This window comes from Streptomyces sp. LaBMicrA B280 (assembly GCF_049222185.1).
GTDB classification, from domain to species: Bacteria; Actinomycetota; Actinomycetes; order Streptomycetales; family Streptomycetaceae; genus Streptomyces; species Streptomyces murinus.
On the sequence record NZ_JBMJCT010000042.1, the window covers coordinates 1 to 22,640 of the forward strand.

Sequence of the window (22,640 nt, forward strand, 5' to 3'; positions counted from 1 at the left end):
CGCCGTGCTGGCCGACCGCGCCTACTCTTCCCGCGCCATCCGCATCCACCTGCGGCGTCGGGGAATCCGCGCGGTCATCCCGCAGCCGTCCGACCAGATCGGCCACCGCCAGCGGCGAGGCCGCCGAGGCGGCCGCCCACCCGGCTTCGACCGCGAGGCCTACAAGCAGCGAAACACCGTCGAGCGCTGCATCAACCGACTCAAGCAGTGGCGCGGCCTGGCCACACGAACCGACAAACTCGCCCTTGCTTACCAGGCCGCACTCCACCTCGCCGGCATCCTCATCTGGACCCGACGCTGACCAAAGAGACAGAACCTAGCTCAAGCCTTCGCGTCGCCCGAGCGGTGACATCCATCAGCTGGCAGAGGCGGTGCTTACCGTGCGGTTGATCACTCCCGCCCACGCCGCCACTCGCGCGGGCCGGGCCGGCAACCCTTGTCGCAACTCCCGTACTCCCGGTCGACCGAGGCGCCGGGTCAAGCGGCCCGGACGGCCTCCCGGGTTCGGAGCAGCCGGCGCGGCTCGGAGCGCGTCGTCGGAACCGAGGGGGCTCTCAGCGGGGGCGCCGCCGCAGCTGGATGGACAGGAGTGGCATACGGCGGCGCAGGGCAGTGGTGCCGCGGTCGCGTCGGTTGATCGTCGTGGCTGGGGGTAGCGGAGCGGCATGGCCAACGAGAACACCTCCGCCCCCGTCATCGGCCGGATCCAGCCCGAGATCGACGTGTCGTCCCTCGCCGCGGTCCTCGACGGCGAGTACGCCGGGATCCGGGACCTCGTCCGGACCAACCTGGTCACCCATGCCGGCGTGCTCGACGAGGCCGACGCGCTCGGCATCGACGCGTTTCGCGAGAGGGTCCGCGAGGTCGTCGTCCAGCTGGCGGCGACCGGTCAGACCGGTATGGGCTTTCCCGCCGCGTACGGGGGCGGGGATGACGTCGGCGCGTCGATCGCCGCCTTCGAGACCCTGGCGTTCGGCGATCTCTCCGTGCTCGTGAAGGTCGGTGTCCAGTTCGGGCTCTTCGGCGGAGCCATCCTGCATCTCGGCACCGGTCACCACCACAAGGCCTATCTCCCCCGCCTTGTCACCGGAGAGCTGATGGGCTGCTTCGCGATGACCGAGTCGGGTCACGGTTCCAACGTCCAGGCGCTCGGGACCGTCGCCCGCTACGACCCCGAGAGCCGGGAGTTCGTCCTCACCACCCCCGACGAGCAGGCCCGCAAAGACTACATCGGCAACGCCGCCCGCCACGCCGAACTCGCCGTCGTCTTCGCCCAGCTGGAGGTGGGCGGCCGGTCCGAGGGTGTCCATGCCTTCGTCGTCCCCCTCCGGGCGGACGGCCGGGTCCTGCCCGGTGTCGCCATCGAGGACGACGGCCGGAAGATGGGCCTCAACGGCGTCGACAACGGCCGTATCCGCTTCGACGGTGTGCGCGTCCCCCGCGAGGCGCTCCTCGACCGCTTCGCCCGGGTGACCCCGGAAGGTACCTATGAGAGCGCCATCGAGAACCCCGGCCGGCGCTTCTTCACCATGCTCGGCACCCTCGTGCAGGGCCGGGTCAGCGTCGCCGGAGCCGGGGTCAGCGTCGCCAAGGTCGCGCTGGCGGTCGCCACCAAGTACGCCGACCGGCGGCGCCAGTTCGAGGCGTCCCCGGACACCGGGGAGCAGGTGCTCCTCGACTACGGTCTCCACCAGCGTCGGCTGCTCCCCCTCCTCGCCCGCACCTACGCGCTGCACTTCGCCCAGGACGTCGTACGAGCCCAGCTGCACGAGGTCTTCTCCGGCGCCGAGAACGACCCGCAGGCACGGCGCCGCCTCGAGTCGCGGGCCGCCGGTATCAAGGCGCTCGCCACCTGGCACGCCACCCGCGTCGTCCAGGAGTGCCGCGAGGCGTGCGGCGGCGCCGGCTACCTCGCCGTGAACCGTTTCGCCGCCCTCAAACGCGACAGCGACGTCTTCACCACCTTCGAGGGCGACAACCATGTGCTCCTGCAGCTCGTGGCCAAGGGCCTGCTCACCGACCACGCCAGCGAGTTCGAGGATCTCGACCAGCTCGGCACGGTCCGCTATGTCACCGGCCTCGCCGTCGAGACCGTCATCGAGCGGACCTCGGCGCACAAACTCCTGGAACGCGTCCGTGACCTGCTGCCCGGCGGTGACGCATGGGACCGGGAGGCCGGACTCCTCGACTCCGAGTACCAGCTCGCCATGGTCCGCTTCCGCGAGGAGCACATGCTCGCCGGCCTCGCCCGCCGCATCAAGCGCGGCATAGACCGGCAGGACGAACCCGGCGCGGTCTTCTCGCACGTCCAGGACCACGTCATCGCCCTCGCCCGGGCCCATGTCGAACGGCTGGTCACGGAAGCCTTCGTCGACAAGGTGCGCGCTCTTCCCGAGGGTGCCGGGAAGGATGCCCTGGGCCTGCTGTGCGACCTGTTCGCGCTCTCGGCCATCGAAGCCGACCGCGCCTGGTTCATGGAACACGGCCGGCTGACCGTCCAGCGGTCCAAGGCGATCAGCCGCGAGGTGAACGACCTCTGCCGCAAGGTGCGCCCCCTCGCCGTCGACCTCGTCGACGCCTGGGGCATCCCGGCCGCTGTCCTGCGGGCACCGGACCTCGTCGGTCCCGTCGGCTGAGGCGCCCCCGCCCGGCCCTCGGAGGCGCCCGGTGCCGTCGCCCCGCCCGCCGCCCGCGTCGCCGCAGGACCTCGACCTCGACGAGGAGCACTCAGGCGTTGACGGCGGCCCTGAGGGCGAGACTGCGCTCGCGGCGGCGTTAGAGGGGGACGAAGGAGGTCAGCACGCCGCAGCGGAGGCCCATAGCGCTGCCGCTGCGCCGCCCGCGCACAGGAACAGGTCGGTCCATCCTTCGGGGCGTAGCCGCTCGTCCCAGTCGTCCTCGGGGTCCTCCACCGGTCTCGTCCCACCGGCTGTGTTCCGGTGGTGTGGTCATCGGGTCGCAGGGTGTCCATGGCGGCGGTCGGCAGTGCGCTGTGCTCCCACGGGATCGGCTGCGTCGGCCGGTGGGCGGGCTCGTCCTTCTCGGCGCGGGCCGCGCCGCGCAGTGGCCGCAGCCGGGGCCGGGTCCGTGGTGTTCCTGTGGATCCGGGTGTCCGGCACACCGTGTGCCGGTTGGGGCGGCGTTCGGGCGGTGGTGGCCGGGCCGTGCTCGCGTGAACCCCGGGGCGTCGTGCGTCATACGCCTTCGGTGCCGGGCGGGTCGGTCAGCAGGCGGTCAGGGGTGTGTCAGTGGGGCCTGGCACGGTAGTACCAGTGAACGGCACACCAGCACAGGCCGAACACGAGGAGAGGTGCCCGGAGCGGCTTATCGGGGACCAGGGCAGCAGCCCGAAGTCGGATCCTTACGGGGGTCCACGCAGGTTCAAATCCTGCCCTCTCCGCAACACCCCCCGACAACACCCCCGCACCGGACGACCCGGTCCGCGACGAGTGGAAAGCGGCACAAGCATCCCCACCGGCTCATGGCCCCGGCGAGGCGCCCGGGCGCGCGGCACGCGGTCTGGAGGGGGGCGGCGGGGCGATCGTGGGAAAACGCCGGGGCGTATGGCGTAACCCCGGTGCCGTCCGCGGCGCGTCCGTGCTCGCGGGCCGGAGCATCGTGATTCCCCGAGTCCGTCACCCCCGGTCGCAGGACGTGCGCCCCGGCCGCGGGACGGGCGGCACCGTCCGACGGGAAGAACCCTCATGCAGATCGATCTCTCCGGCCGCACCGCCCTGGTCACCGGCTCCACCCAGGGCATCGGCCTGGCCATCGCCACCGGACTCGCCCGCGCGGGCGCCCGTGTCGTCGTCAACGGCCGCGATGAGGAACGCGTCGCGGACGCCGTGCGCACCGTGCGCGCCGACTCCGGCAGCGAGGACGTCACCGGCGCCGCGGGCGACCTCGCGACCGAGCGGGGCGCCGCCGATGTGCTGCGGGCCGTGCCCGCGCCCGACATCCTCGTCAACAACCTCGGCATCTTCGGCAGCGCGGCCCCGCTGGAGATCGACGACGCCGAATGGCGCCGCTACTTCGAGGTCAACGTCCTGTCCGCCGTCCGCCTCATCCGCGCCTGCCTGCCCGGCATGAAGGAACGCGGCTGGGGACGGATCCTCAACCTCGCCAGCGACTCCGCCGTGGCCGTTCCCGCCGAGATGATCCACTACGGCATGACGAAGACCGCGCTGCTCGCCGTCGGCCGCGGCTTCGCCAAGGACGCCGCCGGCACCGGCGTCACCGTCAACTCCGTCATCGCCGGGCCCACCCGCACCGGCGGCGTCGAGGACTTCGTGCGCGAACTCGTCGGCACCGACCTGCCCTGGGAGGAGGCGCAGCGGGCGTTCATGGTCAAGTACCGTCCGCAGTCCCTGATCCAGCGTCTCATCGAGCCCGAGGAGATCGCCCACATGGTCGTCTACCTCGCCTCGCCGCTGGCCTCCGCGACGACCGGCGGCGCCTTGCGTGTCGACGGCGGCTACGTCGACTCGATCCTTCCCTGAGCCGCCGACCGTCAGCCGCCACCGGCCGACCGCGCCGTCCCCGGCGAAGCCGCCGCGACTCCTCTCGGCCGTGGTGCGGGCCGCGCCCCGCCTCCTCACATCCCGCGCACACTGATGTGCTCACACATTATCCGCGTTTGCATTTACAGGCGTACGCAATTAATTTGGAGGTGTGCGGCGCCCGCGTCCGGGGTCGGCGCGCGCACATGCCCCGTACCGTCCGAAGGAGCGATCGCACCATGACACCCACCTCCGTCCCGGCCGTCACGCTCGGCGACGGCGTTGAGATCCCCCAGCTCGGCTTCGGCGTCTTCCAGGTCCCCGACGACGAGACCGCCGCCGCCGTCACCACCGCGCTGGAGACCGGCTACCGAAGCATCGACACCGCCGCCGTCTACGGCAACGAGAAGGGAGTGGGCCGGGCGCTGGCCGCCTCCGGGCTGCCCCGCGAGGACCTGTTCGTCACCACAAAGGTGTGGAACGCCGACCAGGGTTACGACGCCACCCTGCGCGCCTTCGACACCAGCCTCGCCCGGCTCGGCCTCGACCACGTCGACCTCTACCTGATCCACTGGCCCGCCCCCGCCCGCGACCTGTACCGCGACTCCTGGCGGGCCCTTGAACGCCTCGCCGGTGAGGGCCGTATCCGCGCCGCGGGTGTCTCCAACTTCCAGCCCGGCCACCTGCGCAGGCTGCTGGAGGACGCCACACTGACCCCGGCCGTCAACCAGATCGAGCTGCACCCCGGCCTCCAGCAGGCCGAGCTGCGCGCGTTCCACGCCGAGCACGGCATCGCCACCGAGGCATGGAGCCCGCTCGCGCAGGGCGCCGTGCTCGGCGAGCCGGTCATCAGCGACCTGGCCGCCAGGTACGGCCGCTCCCCCGCCCAGATCGTCATCCGCTGGCACCTCCAGCTGGGCAACATCGTCATCCCCAAGTCGGTCACGCCCGCCCGCATCCGCGAGAACTTCGACGTGTTCGGCTTCACGCTCACCGCCGAGGAGATGCAGGCCCTGGCCGCCCTCGACCGCGGCCTGCGCACCGGGCCCCACCCCGACGAACTCGACTGAGCTTCGTGCACGCCCTTTTCGATGCTCCACTCCGGGCGCGCGGCCCGGAGCGGAGCATCGAGGCTTTCAGGGCTGTTCGTGGCGTGCGGACATCCGGGCGAACGCGGCGGCCAGTTCCTCGGCCGTGATGTCGCCGGGCTCGAGCCCGAGGATCCGGCCGGACTCCCGGACGCGTTCGAACATGGCCTGCTCGTAGGCGGCGAGCGCGGCCTCCACGTCGCCGGGGCGGGCGGCGAGGGCCCGGCCGAGTTCGGCGCCGTCGAGCATGGCCAGGTTGGCGCCCTCACCGTCGGGAGCGGCCAGGTGCGCGGCGTCGCCGAGGAGGGTCACCCCGGGGACGCGGTCCCAGCGGGTCCCGGCCGGCAGGGCGTGCAGGGAGCGCAGGACCGGTGCGGTGTCGGTGGCGGTGATCAGCGCGGTGAGTTCCGGCGCCCAGTCCTCGAACTCGGCCGCGATCCGGGCGGCGGCCGCCGCCGGGTCGGTGAAGTCGACGGCGGCGAACCAGTCCTGCGTCCTTGTCAGGCCCACGTACGCGTGCAGGGTGTCGTCCCGCTCCCGGTGGGCGAAGATCTCCCGGCTCCGCGCGGGCACCATCATCGAGCCGCCGCCGACCGCCTTCGCGGTGGCCGGATGGCGGGTGGCGGCGTCGTACAGGTAGGTCTCCACGACCGACCTGCCGGTGTATTCGGGCACCGCCGCGGTGAGCAGGGGGCGGACGCGTGACCAGGCGCCGTCCGCGCCGACCAGCAGACCGGTGGCGACGCGCGTGCCGTCGGCGAAGACCACCTCGTGGCGGCCCTCGCCCAGGGCGCGGGCGCCGGTGACCTTGTGGCCCCAGCGGACGGTGCCGGGCGGCAGTGAGTCGAGGAGGATCCGGCGCAGTTCGCCGCGCGGCACCTCGGGGCGCCCGCCGGTGCCGTCGTCGCTCTGCTCGAACAGGACGGTCCCGTCCGTGCCGAGAACCCGCATCGCCTGTCGGCCGTCCAGGACGATGGCCCGGAACTCCTTCGTCAAGTCAGCGGCCTCGATGGCGAGTTGGCCGTTGTAGTCATGGATGTCGAGCAGTCCGCCCTGCGAGCGGGCGGTCGGTGAGGGTTCCGCCTCGTAGACCGTGGCCGGTATGCCGTGCAGGTGCAGGACACGGGCGAGGGTGAGGCCGCCGAGCCCGGCACCGATGATCGTGACGTCCGTGGTCATGAGAGGGGGTCCTTCCCGTCGTGGGGTGCTCCGAGGCCGGGGCCCGGCGAGGGCCGGTGTCCGGTGGGCTCCACTGTCCGGGCGGGCGTCGACAGTTCACCGACACGGCGCCGTCGGCGCCGACAAAGAGCCGACACCGCCCCCGGCCGGGGAGGGCGGGGGCCGCGGCGGCGGGCGGCGGGTCCGGGTGGGCGTACCAGGGCACGAGGGCGGGTTCGGCGCGACCGGTCCGCCCAGACTGCCTGCTGGGTGCCGCAGGCGTGGTGGCGGGGGCTGGTCCCGGGCGGTACGGGGCGACACGGGCGGTGGCAGGGGGCGGTCCCGGATGGTGGCACGAGGGCGCGGGCGGCGGCGGGCGGCGGCGCGCGGGCTGAAGGCCCCGCGGCGGGGTGGTGCGGGGTGGTGCGCAGGATCCGCTGGAGGCGCCGGTCCCTGGCCGTGGCCAACCGCCTTTCGGTCGGCGGCTGTTGGGCCGGGAGGGGGGCGGTGAGGCGGGCGAGGACGGCTGTCGCGGCCTCCGTGTCGCGGGCGGCGGGGCGCCACCGGCCGCTGGCCAGGAGGTGTCGGGCGCGGTCGGCCGCCCGGGTGAGGGCGCGTGTCATCAGCGGGCGGGCGTCTGGGGCTGTGGTGCGGCGGTGTGCCGTACGGCAGAGCCTGCCGCCCCGCGGGTTTCCGGTCGCGCGATCCTGGGTCAGGGACTCGGGGCGGTCTTCTCCAGGTGGCGCAGGGCGTCCTGGGAAGCGGGGTCGTCGGGGAGATAGGTCAGCAGGTGGTGGCCGGGTTCGTCGACGGCGGCCAGTTTGACGTAGCGCAGGCGCAGTTCGCCCGCCACCGGGTGCTGGAAGCGGCGTACGGAGGGCTGGAAGGCGGTGGTCTCGCGGTCGGCGTACCAGCGGGCCGCGTCGGGGTCGGTCAGGAGCCGGCCGAGGAGTTCGCTGAAGCGCGGGTCGTCCGGGCGGCGGGCGGCCCGGGCGCGGAACTGGCCGAGCAGGGCGCGGGCCTCGCGCGGCCAGTCGGCGAGGAGGGTACGGACGGGCGGCCAGCAGAACACCAGCCACAGCAGGTTGCGTTCCTTGGGGTGCAGGCGCGCGGGGTCGGTCAGCAGGGCGGCGTACGAGGTGTTCCACGCCAGCAGGTCCCAGTGCGGGTCCATGACCACGGCGGGGTGGGGGGCCATGCTCTGGACGAGGGTGAGCAGGTTCCGGGAGACGAAGGTGGGAGAGTCCGCGGGGGGCCCGTCCTCGGCCGTGAACGACAGGACGTGCGCGGTCTCCGCCTCGTCCAGGCGCAGGGCCCGGGCTACGGCGCGCAGTACCTGCGGCGAGGTGCGCACGCGGCCCTGTTCCAGCCAGGTGTACCAGGACAGGCTGATACCGGCGCGTTCGGCGACTTCCGCTCTGCGCAGGCCCGGTGTGCGACGGCCGGGGGTGGCGGGCAGGCCGACGGTGTGCGGGGCGATCCGTTCACGGCGGGAGCGCAGGAAGGCGCCCAGCTCACGGTGGGGGAACCCGCGGGGCGTCATCGGCAGCGATCTCTCCTTCGGGCAGCGGGGTGTTCACCCCCGGGGTGTCGTCCCCTCGATGGTGCCGTGACCGGGTGCGCGGGCGGGCCCGGGTGGGTGTGAGCAAGGGTAATAGCCTTCCGCCCTCGCCCTGTCGGGGGCCGTGGTGGGCTGGTGATGGGCCGGATCCGCCCCCAGGTGGCCGGTCCTGTCCCCGTCCTCATCTCCGTCTCCGCCTTCATCCTCGTCCTCTTCTTATTTGGAACAGGGAGTGTCCCTCTTGTGAGTACCAGCACCGTCGCGGCACCGGTGGCGGCCCTGCCCGCCTCCGCGGTACGGCTGTTGCGGGCGGCCGGGTTCGTCAGCAACTTCGACCGTTTCTGCATCGCCCCCATGCTCGTCGTCCTCGCTTCCCGGCTCGGCGCCCCGCTGCACACCGTGGTGCCGGCCGCGAGCGGCTACTACCTCGCCTACGGGCTGGCCCAGCCGGTGTGGGGGGTGGCCAGCGACCGGTGGGGGCGGGTGCGGGTGCTGCGGATCTCCCTCGCCGGGGCGGCACCGGCCGCCCTGGCCTCGGCCCTCGCGCCCAGCGCCGCCGTGCTGATCGGGGCCCGCGTGGTGACCGGAGGGTTCTTCGCGGCCGCGATCGCGGTCTGCCTGACCTATGTGGGCGACACGGTGCCCGCGGCGGTACGGCAGCGGCCGCTGAGCGCCCTGATGAGCGCCTTCGCGCTGGGCACGGCGACGGCCACGCTGGTGGCCGGGCTGGTGGCGCACTGGCTCAGCTGGCGGCTGGTGTTCGCCCTGCCCGGCGTCCTCGCCGTGGTCCTGGTGGTGGCGCTGCGGCGGCTGCCCGAGCCGCCGCGGGAACGGCCCGCGCCGGTGGCACCGTTGCGGGTGGTGCTGTGCTCGCCGTGGCAGTGGTACGTCATGGCCGTGGCGCTGCTCGAAGGTGCCGTACTGCTGGGCTTCTTGACGTACCTCGCACCGGCGTTGGAGGCGCACGGGGTTCCCGTGGCCCTCGCGGGGGCGGTCGCGGCCCTGTACGGGGTCGGGTCGATGGGCGCGGCGCGGCTGGTCGGACGGCTCGTCGGCAGATGGCACCCGGTACGGCTGATCGTCGTCGGCGGCATCCAGACAGCCCTGGCCTACCTGCTCGCCGGGTACAGCCAGCGAGCCGGAGTGCTCGTGGTCGTAGCGCTGCTGCTGGGGGGCGGCTGGTCGTTCCTGCACTCCACGGTGCAGTCATGGGCGACCGCCGTGTCCGCGACGGCCCGGGCGACCGGGGTGGCCCTCTTCGGGGTCGCCCTGTACGCGGGCAGCGCGATAGCCAGTGCACTGGCGGCCCCGGCCGCGCAGGCACACGCGTACCGGCCGTTGTTCTGGCTCGCGGCGGGCCTGACGGTACCGCTGACGGTGGCGGGCGCGGTGGGACGGGCACGGTACTCGTGAAGGGGAAGGGAGGGAGGAAGGACGGACGGCCGACAGGGCGCGGCCGTTCCCGCACCGGAGGGCGCGGCCGTTACGGGGGTACGGCCGTGCCCGCGCCGGGGGTGGCCGTTACGGGGGTACGGCCATTCCCGCGCCGGGGGTGGCCGTTGCGGAGGGGTACGGTCGTGGTCGGGTCAACGGGGTTGGGGGGTCAGGCCGTTGGGGCCGGGGTGTGCAGGCGGTCCTCGCGGACCCGGGCGGCCAGGTCGAGTTTGGTGAAGGCCGGGCGGCCCGCCCGCTGGTACTTCTCCTTCACCTGGTCGAGGTACCACTTGGCGGTGTGGGGGCTGATCCGGGCGCGGCGGGCCGTCGCCTTGAGGGTCAGGCCCGAGGCGTAGTCGAGCAGGACCTGGAGTTCGCGCGGGGTGAGCCGGGGCCGCTGGGGGCGGTCGTCGTGGGCCAGGGCGAAGGCCATCTCGGGCGAGTGGACGCAGCCGCCCGCCGCGACCTCGCCGATCGCCTCCACCAGCCGTTCCAGCGGATGGTCCTTGGAGAGGAATCCGGCCGCGCCCGCCGTGATGGTGTCCACGACGGCGGCCGGCGCGGCCAGGGTGCTGATCACCAGGACCAGGGGACCTGCGGCGCGCAGCCGCGTCACGTTCGACTCGGGGGCCGAGCCGTCCTTGAGGAGCAGGTCGAGCAGGACCACGTCGGCGGTGCGGCCGGGTCCGGCGAGGAGGTCGTCCACCGTGGACGAGCAGGCCAGCAGGCGTAGTTGGGGGGCGTGCCGGAGCCAGGAGGACAGGCCCTGGAGGAGCATCAGGTCGTCGTCGACGGCCGCGACGCCGATCGTCGCGCGGGGTTCCTCGCTCATGCGGGCCACCTCAGCTCCACCAGGGTGCCCTCGCCCGGGGCACTGTCGACGTCGGCGGTGCCGCCGATCTCCCTCATCCGGGTGTGGATCGAGCGCCGCAGCCCCGTCCCCGCACCCGCCGTCCCGGTCACGGTCCCCGTCCCGGTCGCCGTCCCCGTTCCGGACGCGGTCGTGGTTCCGGGGGCGCCGGGGTGGGTGTCGAAGCCGCAGCCGTCGTCGGCCACGGTGACGGTGATCCCGCGGTCGTGGCGGTGGCCGGTGGCGGTCAGGTGGGCGGTCGACGTGCCCGCGTGGTGGCGGACGTTGTTCAGCGCCTCGGTCACGGCGGCGGCCAGCGAGCGGGCCACCGGCGCGGGCAGTGCAGGCAGCGCGTGGTAACGGGCGCGGACGGTCAGGCCGATGCCCTCCGCGGCGGACACCGCCTGTTCCAGCACCTCACCGGCCGCGATGTCACCGCCCTGCCCGTCCTCCTCGTCCGAGCGCTGGATGAGCCGACGCAGATAGGAAGCCTCCCGGGCGCAGCGTTCGCGGAAGGGCGCGGCGGTGGGGTCGATCCGCTGGTGGGCGATCGCGGTCAGGGTGGCGAGGACGGTGTCGTGCAGGGCGCGGTGCTGGGCGATGCGTTCGGCGCGGCGGGCGCGGGCGGCCTCGGCGCGTACCGCGCGTTCGCGGGCCTCGTCCAGCAGGACGCCCTGACGGTGCAGGTAGCGTCCGAAGACATGTGCGAGGACCGCGGAGGAGAGCAGGGAGACCAGGTGTCCGCCGAGGGAGCGCGCCGCTCCGGCGTGCAGGCAGCAGACGGTGTGGACGGCCACGACCAGGGCGACCGCGCCTGTGGCCGCGCGCCGTTCGAGTCCGGCGGCCGCGGCGGCGGTGGCCGAGCTGCCCAGCAGCATCACCCAGGAGGCGGGCTGGGCGACGGGGGCGGCGCCGGTCAGCAGGGCGAGGACGGGGACCAGGCAGCCGGACACCAGGATGTCGCACCATAACCGGCCGGGGCCGAAGACACCGTGCCGGTAGCCGGGGAGGTAGAGGATGACGCTGCCGGCCAGTGCGGCGGTGAACAGCAGGAGGCCGATGCCCCCGTCGGCGGCCGCGGCCACGCCGCCGGCCAGATGGCTGGCCCGGTACAGGCCGGTGGCCAAGAGCATGAACCGGCGGGCGCGTTGCTGCCCTGATCCCAATGAAACCCCCCTGGCACATATATCGACGGGGGCTAAATTGCTCCGCGAACCTTCCCGGCGTCAAGATCCCTAACGGCCCGGTGTGATGAAATCGTGAAGAGAAGGTGCGTCGGTGATCAGTTGATGCGCGGCGAGGTGGGCGTAGAGCCGGTCGCGGCGCAGCAGTTCCTCGTGGGTGCCGGCCGCGCGGACGGCGCCCTCCTGCACCACCGCGATCCGGGCGGCGCCCCGCACCGTGGAGAGCCGGTGGGCGACCGCGAGGACCGGCATCCGGGCGGCGAGTTCCTGCACCACCGCGCGCAGTGCCGCCTCGTTGACCGCGTCGAGCTGCGAGGTCGCCTCGTCGAGCAGCAGCAGCCGGGGGCGGCGCAGCAGGGCACGGGCGATGGCGATCCGCTGCCGTTCCCCGCCCGACAGGGACACCCCGCGGTACTGCACGGGTGCGTCCAGGTCGCCGCCGAGGCGCTCCAGCAGGCCGTCGAGGCGGGTCAGTGCCAGGGCGTCGTGGAGTTCGGCGGTGGTGGCGTGCGGGGCGGCGTAGGTGAGGTTCTCCCGCAGGGAGCCGGCCATCACGGGGGCGTCCTGTTCGACGTAGCCGATGGCCGAGCGCAGTTCGTGCAGGTCGCGCTGTTGCAGGGGGGTGCCGTCCAGCAGGATCGAGCCCGCGTCCGGGTCCCAGAAGCGTTCGATCAGGTTGAGTGCGGTGCTCTTGCCTGCGCCGGAGGGTCCGACCAGGGCGGTCAGGCCCACGGCGGGGACGGTGAGGGAGAAGTCGGTGAGGGCGGGGCCGCGGCTGTCGGGGTAGCGGAAGGAGACCCGGTCGAAGACGACGGCGGGCTCGTGGTGGGGCCCGGTGGGGGCCAAGTGGGAGGGGGTGCCAGTGGGTGTGCGGGGGGTGGTGGCGGTGGGAGGTTCGGGGGGTGTGGCGGGGGTGCGAGGGGGTTCGGGTGGCAGGCCGGTGATCTCGGCGATGCGCTGGAGGGCCGCGCGGCCGGTCTGGGCGAACGCGCAGACGGCGACGAGGGACATCACCGGTTCGCTGAGGTAGAAGACGTAGAGGAGGAAGGCCACGAGGGTGGCGACCGGGATCGCGCCGTAGGAGACGCGCAGCGCGCCGACGCCGAGGACGACGAGGAAGACGAGGTGGACGGCGAGCATGGCGACCGCGTTGGCGGTGGAGTCCCAGCGTGCTCGTACGACGCCGTGCCGGTAGGCCTGTTCGGCGGCGGCGGTGACCCGGCGGGCCTCCAGTTCCTCGGTGCCGCAGGCTTTGACGGTGGTGAAGGCGGCCAGGGAGCGGTCCAGTACGGCGCCCATGTCACCGATCGAGTTCTGGGCGCCGATCGAGGCGCGGCGGATCCGCGGCATGACCAGGGCGAGCGTGCCGAGCAGCAGGGTGATGGCCAGCACGCTGGCCCCGAGCAGGACGGGGTCAAGGACGGCCATCAGGGTCAGGGCGCCCGCGGCCATGATCAGCGCGGTGACGGCCTGGACGAGGGTCTGCTGGACCACCTGGCGCAGCAGGGTCGTGTCGCCGGTGACGCGGGCCATCAGGTCGCCGGGTGTGGCGCGGCGGAAGGCGGTCATCGGCAGGCGCAGGACATGGGCGGTCAGCTGGCGGCGGGCGGTCAGGACGGTGCCCTCGGCGGCCGTGCTGAGCTGGTAGTTGCCGAACGCCGAGCAGGCCGCGCCGGTCAGGACCAGGACGACGAGGGCGATCAGGGGGCGCGTGGCGTGGTGCAGGGGGTGCGCGCCGCCCAGCAGGTGCTGGACGACCAGGGGCTGGACGAGGCCGGCGGCGCCGGAGACGACCAGCAGGGTGCCCGCGGTCAGCAGCCGCAGGCGTTCGGGCGCGATGTAGCGGCGCAGTTCGGCAAGGGCCTGGCGCGGTCTCAGGCCGGTGGCCGTATCGCGGGCCGGTGCCGGCACGGTGTCGGCCATGCGGTGTGCCCTTTCCTTCGTGCGTATCGTGGAGCCGGGCGGCATCCGGCAGTTGAGGTCTGCCGGATGCCGCCCGGTGCTGCCGGTGGTCGCCTCAGGCGAGCTGGCAGCCGGAGGAGCACTCGCTGTAGACGCTGATGAGGCTGCCCAGGGTGGTGACCGCGAGGGGCTGGGTGGGCCCGTCGGTCTGGGGCAGGCTCTGCAGAGCGAGAACGGCGTTCATGGCGTGTCCGTCCTTGTGTCGGTCGCGGGTTACGCGGGGCGGCAGCTGCTGGAGCAGGAGCTGTAGAGGCTGATCAGGCTGCCGAGGCCGGAGAAGCCGGGGGTCTCGATGGCCTCGGTGGTCTCTTCCAGGGCCTGCAGGGCGATGACGGCGTTCATGGTCGTTTTCCTTTCTTGCCGCTTGGGCGGGTTGCGCGCCGACCGCGGATACGGCGGCGCGTGGCCGTCTCCCGGGGGGTTCCGGGGGACGGGGCTTTCAGGGGGCGGCCGGGGTGGGGAGCAGGCGCACGCCGGGACCGTCGAGGACCCGGGCGAGGGCGAGCAGGACTCCCGCGCTGCCGGAGGCGAGGTCGGCGGTGAAGCGTTCCTGCCCGCCGGCCAGCACGCGCAGGCCGCTGGGGTGGCGGATCGTGTACTTGGCGAGTCCGGTGGCGATACGGACGGCCGTGGTGTGTTCGCCGGGGTCGCCGGTGTGGTGGGCGTGTTCGGCCAGGCAGTACGCCCAGCCGGCGACGCCGAGGTAGAGGCCGGGTTCGGCGGCGCAGGTCAGGCGGCACATGGTCAGCACTCTCGGCAGTGTGGCGCTCAGGCGTTCGTCGCCGCTCAGGGCGGCCAGTCGGCCAAGGGCCAGGGCGACACCGGCCGAACCGGCGGCCAGGTAGGGCAGGTTGCGGATGCCGGAGTCGTCCCGGAAAAGCAGCCCGTCGGGGCCGCCGTCCACGGCCCGGTCGAGTTCGGCGTGCAGCAGCCTGACGGCGCCCTTGAGGTAGCGCTGTTCGCCGGTGTGTTCGCCGAGCGCGGTGAGGAAGAGCGCGGTGCCGGCGAGGCCGGAGGCCAGACCGGGGGTGCCGGCGTCGGCGAGTACGGCGTCCTGGTGGCGGCCGGTGAAGGTGTCGCCGAGCTTGACGGCGGTGAGCAGCCGCTCTTCGCCGCCGTGGTGGGCGTGGAAGTAAAGGTGGGTCAGGCCGATACCGGAGGCGCCGTTGCCGAGGTGCGCCGAGGACAGCGCGAGGGGGTGCTGGAGCGAGGCGGCCAGGAGCCGTCCGGCCTCCTCGAGATGGCCGAGTTCGGCGAGGACCCAGGCGAGGCCCGCGGTACCTGCCTGGAGACCGGGGGCGAGGTCATCGGCGTTCGCCAGCGCGTCGCGCCGGAAACGGGCCGATATCTCCTCGGGGACGGGGGCGCCCGCCTGGTGCAGGGCGTGCAGGACACCGGCGCTGCCGTGTTCCAGGCAGTGGGTGTTCGTGGCGTAGCCGCGGGGCGAAGGCGGGAAGAGCCAGTCGGCGCCGTCCGGGCGGGCCATCGCGATCAGCCCGTCGGTGAGTCCGGCGCGCAGGGCGGCGAGCGCGCCTTCGGGGTCCTTGTCCAGATCGGCCGCGGTGGGCAGTTCGTAGCGGCCACCGGTGTCGGGGGCGGCGCGGCCGTGGTACCGGGTGGCGGTGTCCCAGAGGGTGTCAGGGACCGGGACCTCCTGTTCGAGGTCGCGCAGGTAGAGCTCGGCGCGGCCGCGCGGGTCGCGTTCCAGGGGCTGGCTGAGCGGGAACAGCGCGCACAGGGCGAGCCCGGACAGGCCGTACTCGTCGCGGTCGACGCCCGCCTCGCGCAGGGCCCGGGGCGGGGTGTAGCCGGGGGTGCCGAGCAGGGAGGGTTCCTCGGTCAGCAGGGTCGCGGTCTCGAAGTCGATGAGGCGGACCGTGAGGTCGTCCTGGACGACGACGTTGCCGTGGCTGAGGTCGCCGAAGCGCAGGCCGATCGCGTGCAGCCGGTCGATCCGCTCCCGCAGGGCCGTCATGAGGCGTTCCACGTCCGCGAGATAGGACGCATGCCGGTCGGCGTCGACACCGAGGCGGCCCATCACGGTGTTGCCCGCGACCCAGTGCAGGAAGCCGGTGCCCTCGACGAACTCCGTGACCAGGAAGTCGTGTTCCCACTCGGTGAAGTGATCGATCGGCTCCGGGCACAGGCCCGGGGACCGTTCGTGGACCAGGCGCAGCATGGCGTGCTCGCGGCGCAGCCGGTCCCGGGAGTCGGTACCGTCCCCGATCAGCCCGTTGTGGGCACGGGCCTCCTTGACGAACACCGTACGGCCGTCGAGGGTGTCGGTGGCCCGGTAGGTGCCGCCGCCGTTGCTGTGCCGGATCACCTTGGTGATCTCGAAACGGTCGTTGAGGAGGATCGGCCCGGTGTGCGGGGCGGGCGGCGCGCTGAAGGGGTCCTCGATACCGGCGGGCAGCACGAACTGCGCGGAGCGTATGTCGGGGACGTCCTCGCCGCGGCCGTCGCGCAGTACGTGCACCCGGGTCCCGTCGAGCTGGACGACGGTGCGGTTCAGGAAGGCGCCGTAGCGGTAGTAGACCACTCCGGTGTCGCCGTAGCGGCGGTCGGAGAGCACGTAGGGGCCGACCTCGTCCTTCAGCTCCCGCGCGAGCCGGTCCAGCAGCCGCCGCGCGGTGTCGGTGTCCGGGGGGTAGAGAGCGCAGAACTTGCCCGCCTGGGAACGTGCCGCGTGCTTGTGGTGCACGGTCTCGAAGAACAGCTGGTTGGCGAGGTGTTTGAAGGCCACCTGCTCCTCGAAGCAGATCCGCGCGACAGTGTCGAGAGTGAACTGCAGCCGGTCGAGGGTGGTGGAGACGTGAACCTTCCAGCCCTGCTGTGCGATCACCGGAGCGGCGGGCTGCCAGTGCTGCCACACCCCGTCGGCGGCGGACCGCCAGCCGTCCGGGACCTGCGCGGGCCGGTACCGCTCGCCCACCTGGAGGGCCCGCTCCAGCGGAACGTAGAACTCCGGGTCCGCCAGCGTCAGCCAGAAGTCGAGCACCGCCACCTCCGTCGGTTCCTTGCCACCGGGGATCAGGAGTGTTTCCCGGGGCGCAGACGACGTTATGCGGGGGGCGAGGGCGTCTGTACCCCCCTGTTCCGGGGGGTAGGACGGCGCGAGCGCGAGGCGGCGCGCGGGGTCGGCCGGGTGATGGGGGGTGTACGGGGGCGGGGGCAAATGGAGTTGAGGGCGAGGGGGGTCGGGGGCGAGGGGTGCGAGGCCGGGGGCGTTCCCCTGCGCCTGGGCATCGGTGTGCCTGCGGCGCCGGTTGCCGATGCCGCTCCCACTTCACCGAAGGAGCGGGCGGCCGGCCGCCGAGGGCGGGTCCGGCGGCGCGGGAGGGCGGGCGTGATGGTCTCTCAGTGGCACATGAACGATTTCCCGGTCGTGCGGGTGCTCAGCGTGCAGGTCTGGCCCCGGACGGCGCCGTTCTCGTCGTGGAAGGTGAGGTTCCAGGCGCCCGCGTTGTCCGCCAGTTCCGCGTAGCCGAAGACCCCTTGGCCGCCCGGGGTCCGCTCCTGCGTGATCGACTGGTGGACGGCCTGCGGCGGGGTGCCGATCGTCTTGCCCACGACCTTGATGTCGTCGGGGCCGTTGTCCAGCGGGCCGCCCGCGGAACCCGCGGTCAGCTGGGGCGGGCGCGCCGCCCTGCTGCGCGGCGTCGCAGTCCTCGTGGTTGCCGCGGGTCAACCCGACGGGCGCGGCGGCCAGCAGGGGTTCGGCGGGGCGGAAGAAATCGGCGACCACACAGTCCCAGCTCGCCCGGTCGGCGGCCGTGGTGCAGCCTGGGTTGGCGGCCTGGTCGTCCGCACGGGCCGGGTCGTCCCGATAGAGGTAGTCCCCGGCGTGCACGACGAGGCCCGGGCGCGGCGCGTACCCGCAGCGGCGGCCGCGATCCAGGGCAAGGGCCAGCCGGACTGGTGGTTCGCGCAGTTCTGCACGGGGCCGGTCGCGGGGACCTCGCAGCCGGTGTCACCCATGACGGCGATCCTGCGGGGCCGGGTGGCCGACGTCCAGTCGGGCAGCGGGGGTTGCCGGTTCGCCGGGTGCACGACGGCCGCCTCCACCGTCGACTGTTCGAGCACGGCGTTCGAAGCGGTCAGCGGTACGGTCAGTTCGCACACAGTCGTCGGGAACTACGAAGGCGTACGTGATCCTGGACAGGACACTCCTGCCCATAGACCGCATCGCTGCCGACCGCCCGTTCTGCTCGGGCAAACACAAGAAGCACGGCATGAACGTGCAGGTCATAGCCGACCCGAAGGGGCGTCTGATAGGGGCTTCACCAGCCTTGGCCGGCGCCGTCCACGACGTCCGTGCCGCGCGCGAGCACGGCATCATCGAGGCACTCGCCGAGATCGGCCTCACCTGCTGGGCAGACAAGGGCTACCAGGGTGCAGGCGGCACGGTCCATCTGCCTCACCGCGGCCGATGGGACATCCTTTCCACCGGCCAGCAGGCCGTCAACCGAGCCCACGCAAAGGTCCACGCACTGGTCGAGCGGGCCATTGCCACCCTCAAGTCCTGGCGGCTCCTGCGCAAGCTCCGCTGCTCGACGACCCGGATCACGCGCCTCGTGCAAGCCGTCCTGGCCCTCCAGCTCGCCGTCTCGGGCTGAGATCAGCCCGCAGCGTTCACCAGATCCGTCAATTCGGCCTCGGACGTCCCAGCCCGCAGACGAACGTCGAAGGTATAACCCTCATCACAGAACACCAGGTCAAGGTCCATAGGCGCCAGCCTGCGGAAGACGATCGCCAACCAGATCGCGTCTTCCTCCCAGACGTCCATGTACAGGCAGGTACCGTCCTCGTGCAGATACGCCTCACCCGGGCCGTACTCCGTCTCAAACTGCCATATGAGGCTGCGCACTTCACTGCGGTGCATCGAGTCGATCTCAACCTCGGGCCACCGGGCACGGATCGCGTCTGTCAGCGCATCCCGATCGATGCGCCACCCGCCCGCATCACCCTCGACCACCGCCACGAACGTCATAGCCAAGGTCTACCAGACGTCCGTGACACACCGCCGATCGGCCGTCGTCTGAAGTCGGAAAAGGCTTACTGACCCTCAAGCTGGGTGCTGGCCAGGGTGCGCGGCCTGGCCCGAAGCCCCGGGATCCGCCCCCGAGGCCCGGACTCAAGCGGACCCTGTTTGTTCTCCTGACGCGTCCCCCGCCCGGTTCTTGTAGGCGTGAGCCTCAGCGCACAGCTCGCCTAGATAGTGCGGCAGGGCCCTCGAGTCGGGGTTCACCAGTGCGATACGGGCGACCCTACTCACCACCATCGCGTCATCCAGGGACGACACCCATGCCTTGATCGTTTCTCGGTCAGCGCTCACTGGCGGCATGGAGAGAATTCCGGGAAGATCACGGCGAGCCTGCGTGGCCTGAATGCTCAGGGCGCCCCGTTCTCCTGCGGGCATGGCACCCGCCGACAGGAGCGCGCGCCGAAGATCGCTGTGTCCGGTCGTGATGTCGAGTTGGGGCGGGATCGGGGTGCTCTGGCGCGACCCAGTGATGAGGATCGGGACGGCTGTGGTCCGGATCCAGTCTTCGAGATAGGCGAGTTCCTTTACCGCGATGTTCCACACTCCGGTATGCGGACGCTGCAGGCAGACGGACGGGACGATCGAAAGCTCGGTTCTGGTGTTGCGGGGACTGCTGGCCAGAATGTCTCCGGGCTGGAGACGAAGGCTATGGCCAGGCTGGGGGTTGCTCTTCAAGGGGAGAGCGACGGTGAGATCGGGGTGTTGGCGGTCGGGACAGACGGCGCCGAGGCGGGTGGCGGCGACGGCCGGGGTGCGGTGCTTGGCCAGGTTGGCGTGCTCGGCCAGGAGCCGGAGTGGGTGGATGTCGAAGTCGCGGCGCTCAACGACTACACCCCGGACGTCCCGTCCAAGATCGACGGCATGGGCGACTCGGGCCTGTGGACCCACGCGAGCGCCGCCGCCACCGGCCAATTCCACACCTCGTCGCAGAAGACCGGGGACGGCGACCTGATCGTCAAATGGTCCGACGGCGAGGTCACGCTCTACCCCGGTGACCAGGCGCAGGGCTTATACACGGGCTGCGCCAAGGACCACCGTGCGAGGTGCAGCTCGCCAAGCCGAACAAGATGAGGGCGGAGTACGCGGACGTCGTCACCGCGGGCGACTACACCGGCTCCAACGCATACGACCTGATGGCAAGTGGATCGACGGCGAAGTCTCGATCTACAAGGACGTCGACGAGAACACCAAGCTGCCCACCGCCACCGACCAGCACCCCGTGAACGAGATCAAGATCACCGGCGCGGGCTCCACATGGCAGTACGCCAAGGGCATGGCGACCGGCAAGTACGGCGGCAACAAGTGGGCCGACGACCTGGTGGTGCGCTGGGTGGACGGCGAAGTCACGAAGTACACCAACGTCGACGCCGGCGGCTTCCACGCCGAGCAGAAGCTGCTCGCCCCCAACGGCCTGTGGAAGGACTACGCCGACATCATCGCGGCCGGTGACTTCGACGGCTCGGTCAACTCCGACTTCGACCTGTTCGTGAAATGGGCCGACGGCGAGGTGTCGGTCTACGGCGACACCCAGGCCGACACCCTCGGCCGCGAGTACATGCTCGTACCGCCTCCCGCGAGGACCGCACCCCTGCCCCTGGCCCCGTCCGGAGCGCGGCGAGGCGAGGACCGGCCCGTGGAGGAGATCTGCGAGCAGGCGTGCGGGCCGGGGTTGCTCCGGCGCTCCGCCACCGGCAGCTCACTGATCCCTTAACGCTCAACACCCTTGTGCCAGTGCAGTGCCGTGGCCTGCGGTGCAAGCGGTTGGGACGAGGCAACGGGTTCCCTGTAGGTCAACGGTCGTCGAGACAGCCGATCAAGGTCAGGGGCCCGTTGCGGGTGAAGTCCGTCCGGCCGGCTTCACCATCCGCAGCGGCTTGTGCGTGAAAGAACCAGCGACCCGCACAGTCCGGAACTCAGTGGGTGGGAACCTGCTCCGGCGTCGGCTGCCACTCACGTCTGAGCAGACCGTAGACCCACGAGTCGGACACGTCGCCGTTGACGACGCAGTCTTCCCGCAATGTCCCCTCGCGCAGGAAGCCGAGCTTCTCCAGCACGCGGGCGGAAGCCGTGTTGCGCGTATCGGCCTCGGCCTGGACGCGATTCAGGTCCAGCGTGTCGAACGCCCACTCCAGCAGCGCACGCGCCGCCTCGGTCGCATAACCCTGGCCCCAGGCCGCAACGTCGTAGCAGTAACCGAGCGACGCGCTGCGGAAGTCCGGATTCCAACTGTTCAGGGTGCACCAGCCGACGAATGCCCCGTCGGAGACACGATCGACGGCCAACCGTATCCCGGTGCCCTCCTGTTCCATACGCCGACAGGTAGTGATGAACTTCTCGGCGCGCGAGCGTTCGGTCCACGGTGGCGAGTCCCAGTAACGCACGATATGGGCGTTACTCTGCAGTGCGAAGATATCGTCCACATCGGTGTCTTCGAAGGCACGCAGTCGAAGACGAGCGGTGTGCAACGTGGGGGTCGGCAGCGGCGCCCTCAAGTTTCCCTCCCCGGTCAGTGGCCGCCCCATCAGACATCCGATGCGGGCCGCCCGCAACGGGTTTTCCTGGCGGACCGGCGGACGTGTCCGCTCATCGGCGGGACCGAGCACCCCGAGATCGCGGCGGCTCAAGCCGCCATGATCAGGCGGCTAGGGCACGTATTTGGTCGTGCTCGAGCGGCAGCTCTGGTGAGGCTTTTGATCCAGATCACCATGCCACGAAGGTGGAGGCCGGCCCGCGAAAACCGCTGTTACGTCTCCGCCGCACGGTGATAGAAAACTCGGGTGACCAAGACCTTGGACTTCCCTGAGCTGCTTCGCCTGATCGACGAGCAGTCGGCCGTCTTCCGGGCCGCGATCGCCTCCGCACCCAGCCTCGATGTGCAGGTGCCGACCTGTCCCGAGTGGACGCTGCTCGACCTGGCGCACCACCTGGGCGGGGGGCGGCGCGCCTGGGCCGCCACGGTCGCGGCCGGGCCGGATGCCTCGGGCAAGTTGGCGGGAGAGGGCCTGGCCGCACCGCAGGAGCGCGAGGCCCTGCTCACCTGGCTGGCCGAGTCGACGCAGCAGATGCTGGACGCGTTGCGGGAGGCCGGCCCGGAGCGCGGTTGCTGGACGTGGTGGGGCTCCTCGCAGTCGCCGCGGACCTGCGGCGCCGTCGCACGGCACCAGCTCCAGGAGATCGCGATGCACACCTATGACGCCCAGCTCACCGTGGGCGCCCCGGAGCCGCTGCCGGAGGAGGTGGCGCTTGATGGTGTCGAGGACTTCCTGTTCACCTGCTGCACCACGACGGTTGCTTGGCCGCACAAGCCCGCCGTCGTCGACTATCACGCCACCGCGGGCGGCTCCTGGCGCCAATCGCTCTCCGCCGATGGTTCGCGGGCCTGCCGTCTGCCCGAATCCGGCCCTGCTGCCGCCGAGGACTCGGAGCCGGTCGACGTCTCCGTCCGGGGTACGGCGAGCGACCTGGTCCTGGCCTTCTACGGTCGCATCCCGCTGGACTCCCTGAAGCTCGAAGGCGACCGGCACCTCTTCGACCTGCTGGAAGAGTGGGACATGGAGTAGGACCGCCTGGAATAGGACCGCGCACCTAGAGTGCGTACTTGGTTGTGATCATTCTGGGACGGTGCTCTCGCGGCGCGGTCTGATCCGGTAGACCGTGTTCCGTGACGCGAGTGCAACTACCCGATACGTAGTGGCAGTTCATGGAGCCGTATCTGCCTGTCGGCGAGTACGGCCCCTAAGCGTTGTCCCGTAAATGATCTAGGGCGTGTGCGTTGACCTGTCTGTTCGTCGTCACCCGGCGAGGGTGAGGTTGTGCAGGCGGGCGATGCCGAGCATCGCGTGGTGGACGCCGTCGCC

19 protein-coding genes, 1 tRNA gene and 2 pseudogenes are annotated in these 22,640 nt (G+C 71.9%); 10 read left to right on the top strand and 12 right to left on the bottom strand.

The genetic code is table 11. The annotated features are described in order from the left end of the window. The 5 genes from ACLF5H_RS28175 to ACLF5H_RS28195 form a co-directional block, all read left to right on the top strand. Positions 1-301, top strand: a 301-nt coding sequence (locus ACLF5H_RS28175; RefSeq protein ID WP_421678807.1) for a transposase, incomplete at its 5' end; no start/stop codon positions are given. Between the two features lie 364 nt (positions 302-665). Further along, positions 666-2,636, top strand: a complete 1,971-nt coding sequence (locus tag ACLF5H_RS28180) for an acyl-CoA dehydrogenase (protein WP_421678808.1) — start codon at positions 666-668, stop codon at positions 2,634-2,636. 668 nt (positions 2,637-3,304) lie between these two features. Beyond that, positions 3,305-3,400: transfer RNA gene (locus ACLF5H_RS28185), tRNA-OTHER, on the top strand. A gap of 304 nt (positions 3,401-3,704) precedes the next feature. Then, complete coding sequence (locus ACLF5H_RS28190; RefSeq protein WP_421678809.1) at positions 3,705-4,499, top strand: SDR family NAD(P)-dependent oxidoreductase; 795 nt, start codon at positions 3,705-3,707, stop codon at positions 4,497-4,499. A gap of 239 nt (positions 4,500-4,738) precedes the next feature. After that, positions 4,739-5,569: an aldo/keto reductase gene (locus tag ACLF5H_RS28195; protein ID WP_421678810.1), complete on the top strand. Its 831-nt coding sequence runs from the start codon at positions 4,739-4,741 to the stop codon at positions 5,567-5,569. A 66-nt stretch (positions 5,570-5,635) separates the two neighbouring features. Here the strand turns inward: ACLF5H_RS28195 and ACLF5H_RS28200 are convergent, their stop codons facing one another. Then, the gene (locus ACLF5H_RS28200) at positions 5,636-6,766 is read right to left on the bottom strand and encodes an FAD-dependent oxidoreductase (RefSeq protein ID WP_421678811.1); all 1,131 of its coding nucleotides are present in this window, start codon (positions 6,764-6,766) and stop codon (positions 5,636-5,638) included. 691 nt (positions 6,767-7,457) lie between these two features. Beyond that, complete coding sequence (locus tag ACLF5H_RS28205) at positions 7,458-8,288, bottom strand: helix-turn-helix transcriptional regulator (RefSeq protein WP_421678812.1); 831 nt, start codon at positions 8,286-8,288, stop codon at positions 7,458-7,460. Between the two features lie 261 nt (positions 8,289-8,549). Between ACLF5H_RS28205 and ACLF5H_RS28210 the strand changes: the two genes are divergently transcribed. After that, complete coding sequence (locus tag ACLF5H_RS28210) at positions 8,550-9,719, top strand: MFS transporter (RefSeq protein WP_421678813.1); 1,170 nt, start codon at positions 8,550-8,552, stop codon at positions 9,717-9,719. A gap of 190 nt (positions 9,720-9,909) precedes the next feature. On the opposite strand, the gene ACLF5H_RS28215 is transcribed toward ACLF5H_RS28210, so the two are convergent. The 8 genes and pseudogenes from ACLF5H_RS28215 to ACLF5H_RS28250 all read right to left on the bottom strand — a co-directional run. Next, positions 9,910-10,572, bottom strand: coding sequence for a response regulator (locus ACLF5H_RS28215; RefSeq protein ID WP_421678814.1), 663 nt, complete (start codon positions 10,570-10,572; stop codon positions 9,910-9,912). Then, complete coding sequence (locus ACLF5H_RS28220; RefSeq protein WP_421678815.1) at positions 10,569-11,723, bottom strand: sensor histidine kinase; 1,155 nt, start codon at positions 11,721-11,723, stop codon at positions 10,569-10,571. Before ACLF5H_RS28220 ends, ACLF5H_RS28215 begins: the two co-directional genes overlap by 4 nt. 102 nt (positions 11,724-11,825) lie before the next feature. Next, on the bottom strand, positions 11,826-13,697 hold the full coding sequence (locus ACLF5H_RS28225; protein WP_421678816.1) for an ABC transporter ATP-binding protein: 1,872 nt from the start codon (positions 13,695-13,697) through the stop codon (positions 11,826-11,828). 94 nt (positions 13,698-13,791) lie between these two features. Continuing rightward, a complete protein-coding gene (locus ACLF5H_RS28230) occupies positions 13,792-13,920 on the bottom strand; it encodes a hypothetical protein (protein WP_421678817.1) in 129 nt (42 codons plus the stop codon). 29 nt (positions 13,921-13,949) lie between these two features. After that, positions 13,950-14,078, bottom strand: a complete 129-nt coding sequence (locus tag ACLF5H_RS28235) for a class III lanthipeptide (protein WP_198520459.1) — start codon at positions 14,076-14,078, stop codon at positions 13,950-13,952. 97 nt (positions 14,079-14,175) lie between these two features. Then, positions 14,176-16,743, bottom strand: a complete 2,568-nt coding sequence (lanKC, locus tag ACLF5H_RS28240) for a class III lanthionine synthetase LanKC (RefSeq protein ID WP_421678818.1) — start codon at positions 16,741-16,743, stop codon at positions 14,176-14,178. A 353-nt stretch (positions 16,744-17,096) separates the two neighbouring features. Continuing rightward, positions 17,097-17,309: a hypothetical protein gene (locus tag ACLF5H_RS28245; RefSeq protein ID WP_421678824.1), complete on the bottom strand. Its 213-nt coding sequence runs from the start codon at positions 17,307-17,309 to the stop codon at positions 17,097-17,099. Positions 17,310-17,445: 136 nt separating this feature from the next. Next, a pseudogene (locus ACLF5H_RS28250) lies at positions 17,446-17,589 on the bottom strand (metallophosphoesterase); the annotation flags it as partial. 277 nt (positions 17,590-17,866) lie between these two features. Between ACLF5H_RS28250 and ACLF5H_RS28255 the strand changes: the two are divergent. After that, positions 17,867-18,355 (top strand): annotated as a pseudogene (locus ACLF5H_RS28255) (transposase family protein); the annotation flags it as partial. Between the two features lie 2 nt (positions 18,356-18,357). Here ACLF5H_RS28255 and ACLF5H_RS28260 read toward each other — a convergent pair. Further along, the gene (locus ACLF5H_RS28260) at positions 18,358-18,729 is read right to left on the bottom strand and encodes a hypothetical protein (RefSeq protein ID WP_421678819.1); all 372 of its coding nucleotides are present in this window, start codon (positions 18,727-18,729) and stop codon (positions 18,358-18,360) included. 603 nt (positions 18,730-19,332) lie between these two features. Between ACLF5H_RS28260 and ACLF5H_RS28265 the strand changes: the two genes are divergently transcribed. Together ACLF5H_RS28265 and ACLF5H_RS28270 are read left to right on the top strand one after the other, a co-directional pair. Continuing rightward, on the top strand, positions 19,333-19,854 hold the full coding sequence (locus ACLF5H_RS28265; protein WP_421678820.1) for a hypothetical protein: 522 nt from the start codon (positions 19,333-19,335) through the stop codon (positions 19,852-19,854). Continuing rightward, positions 19,820-20,494: a hypothetical protein gene (locus ACLF5H_RS28270; RefSeq protein WP_421678821.1), complete on the top strand. Its 675-nt coding sequence runs from the start codon at positions 19,820-19,822 to the stop codon at positions 20,492-20,494. Before ACLF5H_RS28265 ends, ACLF5H_RS28270 begins: the two co-directional genes overlap by 35 nt. 202 nt (positions 20,495-20,696) lie before the next feature. On the opposite strand, the gene ACLF5H_RS28275 is transcribed toward ACLF5H_RS28270, so the two are convergent. Continuing rightward, on the bottom strand, positions 20,697-21,305 hold the full coding sequence (locus ACLF5H_RS28275; RefSeq protein ID WP_421678823.1) for a GNAT family N-acetyltransferase: 609 nt from the start codon (positions 21,303-21,305) through the stop codon (positions 20,697-20,699). 255 nt (positions 21,306-21,560) lie between these two features. Between ACLF5H_RS28275 and ACLF5H_RS28280 the strand changes: the two genes are divergently transcribed. Beyond that, positions 21,561-22,343, top strand: a complete 783-nt coding sequence (locus ACLF5H_RS28280; RefSeq protein WP_421678822.1) for a maleylpyruvate isomerase family mycothiol-dependent enzyme — start codon at positions 21,561-21,563, stop codon at positions 22,341-22,343. Positions 22,344-22,640: the final 297 nt, after the last annotated feature.

Excerpts from the sequence above, each read along its gene's own strand:
- ACLF5H_RS28190 (WP_421678809.1), top strand. The coding sequence starts at position 3,705 with ATGCAGATCGATCTCTCCGGCCGCACCGCCCTGGTCACCGGCTCCACC.
- ACLF5H_RS28200 (WP_421678811.1), bottom strand. The coding sequence starts at position 6,766 with ATGACCACGGACGTCACGATCATCGGTGCCGGGCTCGGCGGCCTCACC.
- ACLF5H_RS28220 (WP_421678815.1), bottom strand. The coding sequence starts at position 11,723 with ATGCTCTTGGCCACCGGCCTGTACCGGGCCAGCCATCTGGCCGGCGGC.
- ACLF5H_RS28205 (WP_421678812.1), bottom strand. The coding sequence starts at position 8,288 with ATGACGCCCCGCGGGTTCCCCCACCGTGAGCTGGGCGCCTTCCTGCGC.
- ACLF5H_RS28195 (WP_421678810.1), top strand. The coding sequence starts at position 4,739 with ATGACACCCACCTCCGTCCCGGCCGTCACGCTCGGCGACGGCGTTGAG.
- ACLF5H_RS28265 (WP_421678820.1), top strand. The coding sequence starts at position 19,333 with ATGCGGACGCTGCAGGCAGACGGACGGGACGATCGAAAGCTCGGTTCT.
- ACLF5H_RS28260 (WP_421678819.1), bottom strand. The coding sequence starts at position 18,729 with ATGACGTTCGTGGCGGTGGTCGAGGGTGATGCGGGCGGGTGGCGCATC.
- ACLF5H_RS28225 (WP_421678816.1), bottom strand. The coding sequence starts at position 13,697 with ATGGCCGACACCGTGCCGGCACCGGCCCGCGATACGGCCACCGGCCTG.
- ACLF5H_RS28180 (WP_421678808.1), top strand. The coding sequence starts at position 666 with ATGGCCAACGAGAACACCTCCGCCCCCGTCATCGGCCGGATCCAGCCC.
- ACLF5H_RS28235 (WP_198520459.1), bottom strand. The coding sequence starts at position 14,078 with ATGAACGCCGTCATCGCCCTGCAGGCCCTGGAAGAGACCACCGAGGCC.
- ACLF5H_RS28215 (WP_421678814.1), bottom strand. The coding sequence starts at position 10,572 with ATGAGCGAGGAACCCCGCGCGACGATCGGCGTCGCGGCCGTCGACGAC.
- ACLF5H_RS28275 (WP_421678823.1), bottom strand. The coding sequence starts at position 21,305 with ATGGGGCGGCCACTGACCGGGGAGGGAAACTTGAGGGCGCCGCTGCCG.
- ACLF5H_RS28230 (WP_421678817.1), bottom strand. The coding sequence starts at position 13,920 with ATGAACGCCGTTCTCGCTCTGCAGAGCCTGCCCCAGACCGACGGGCCC.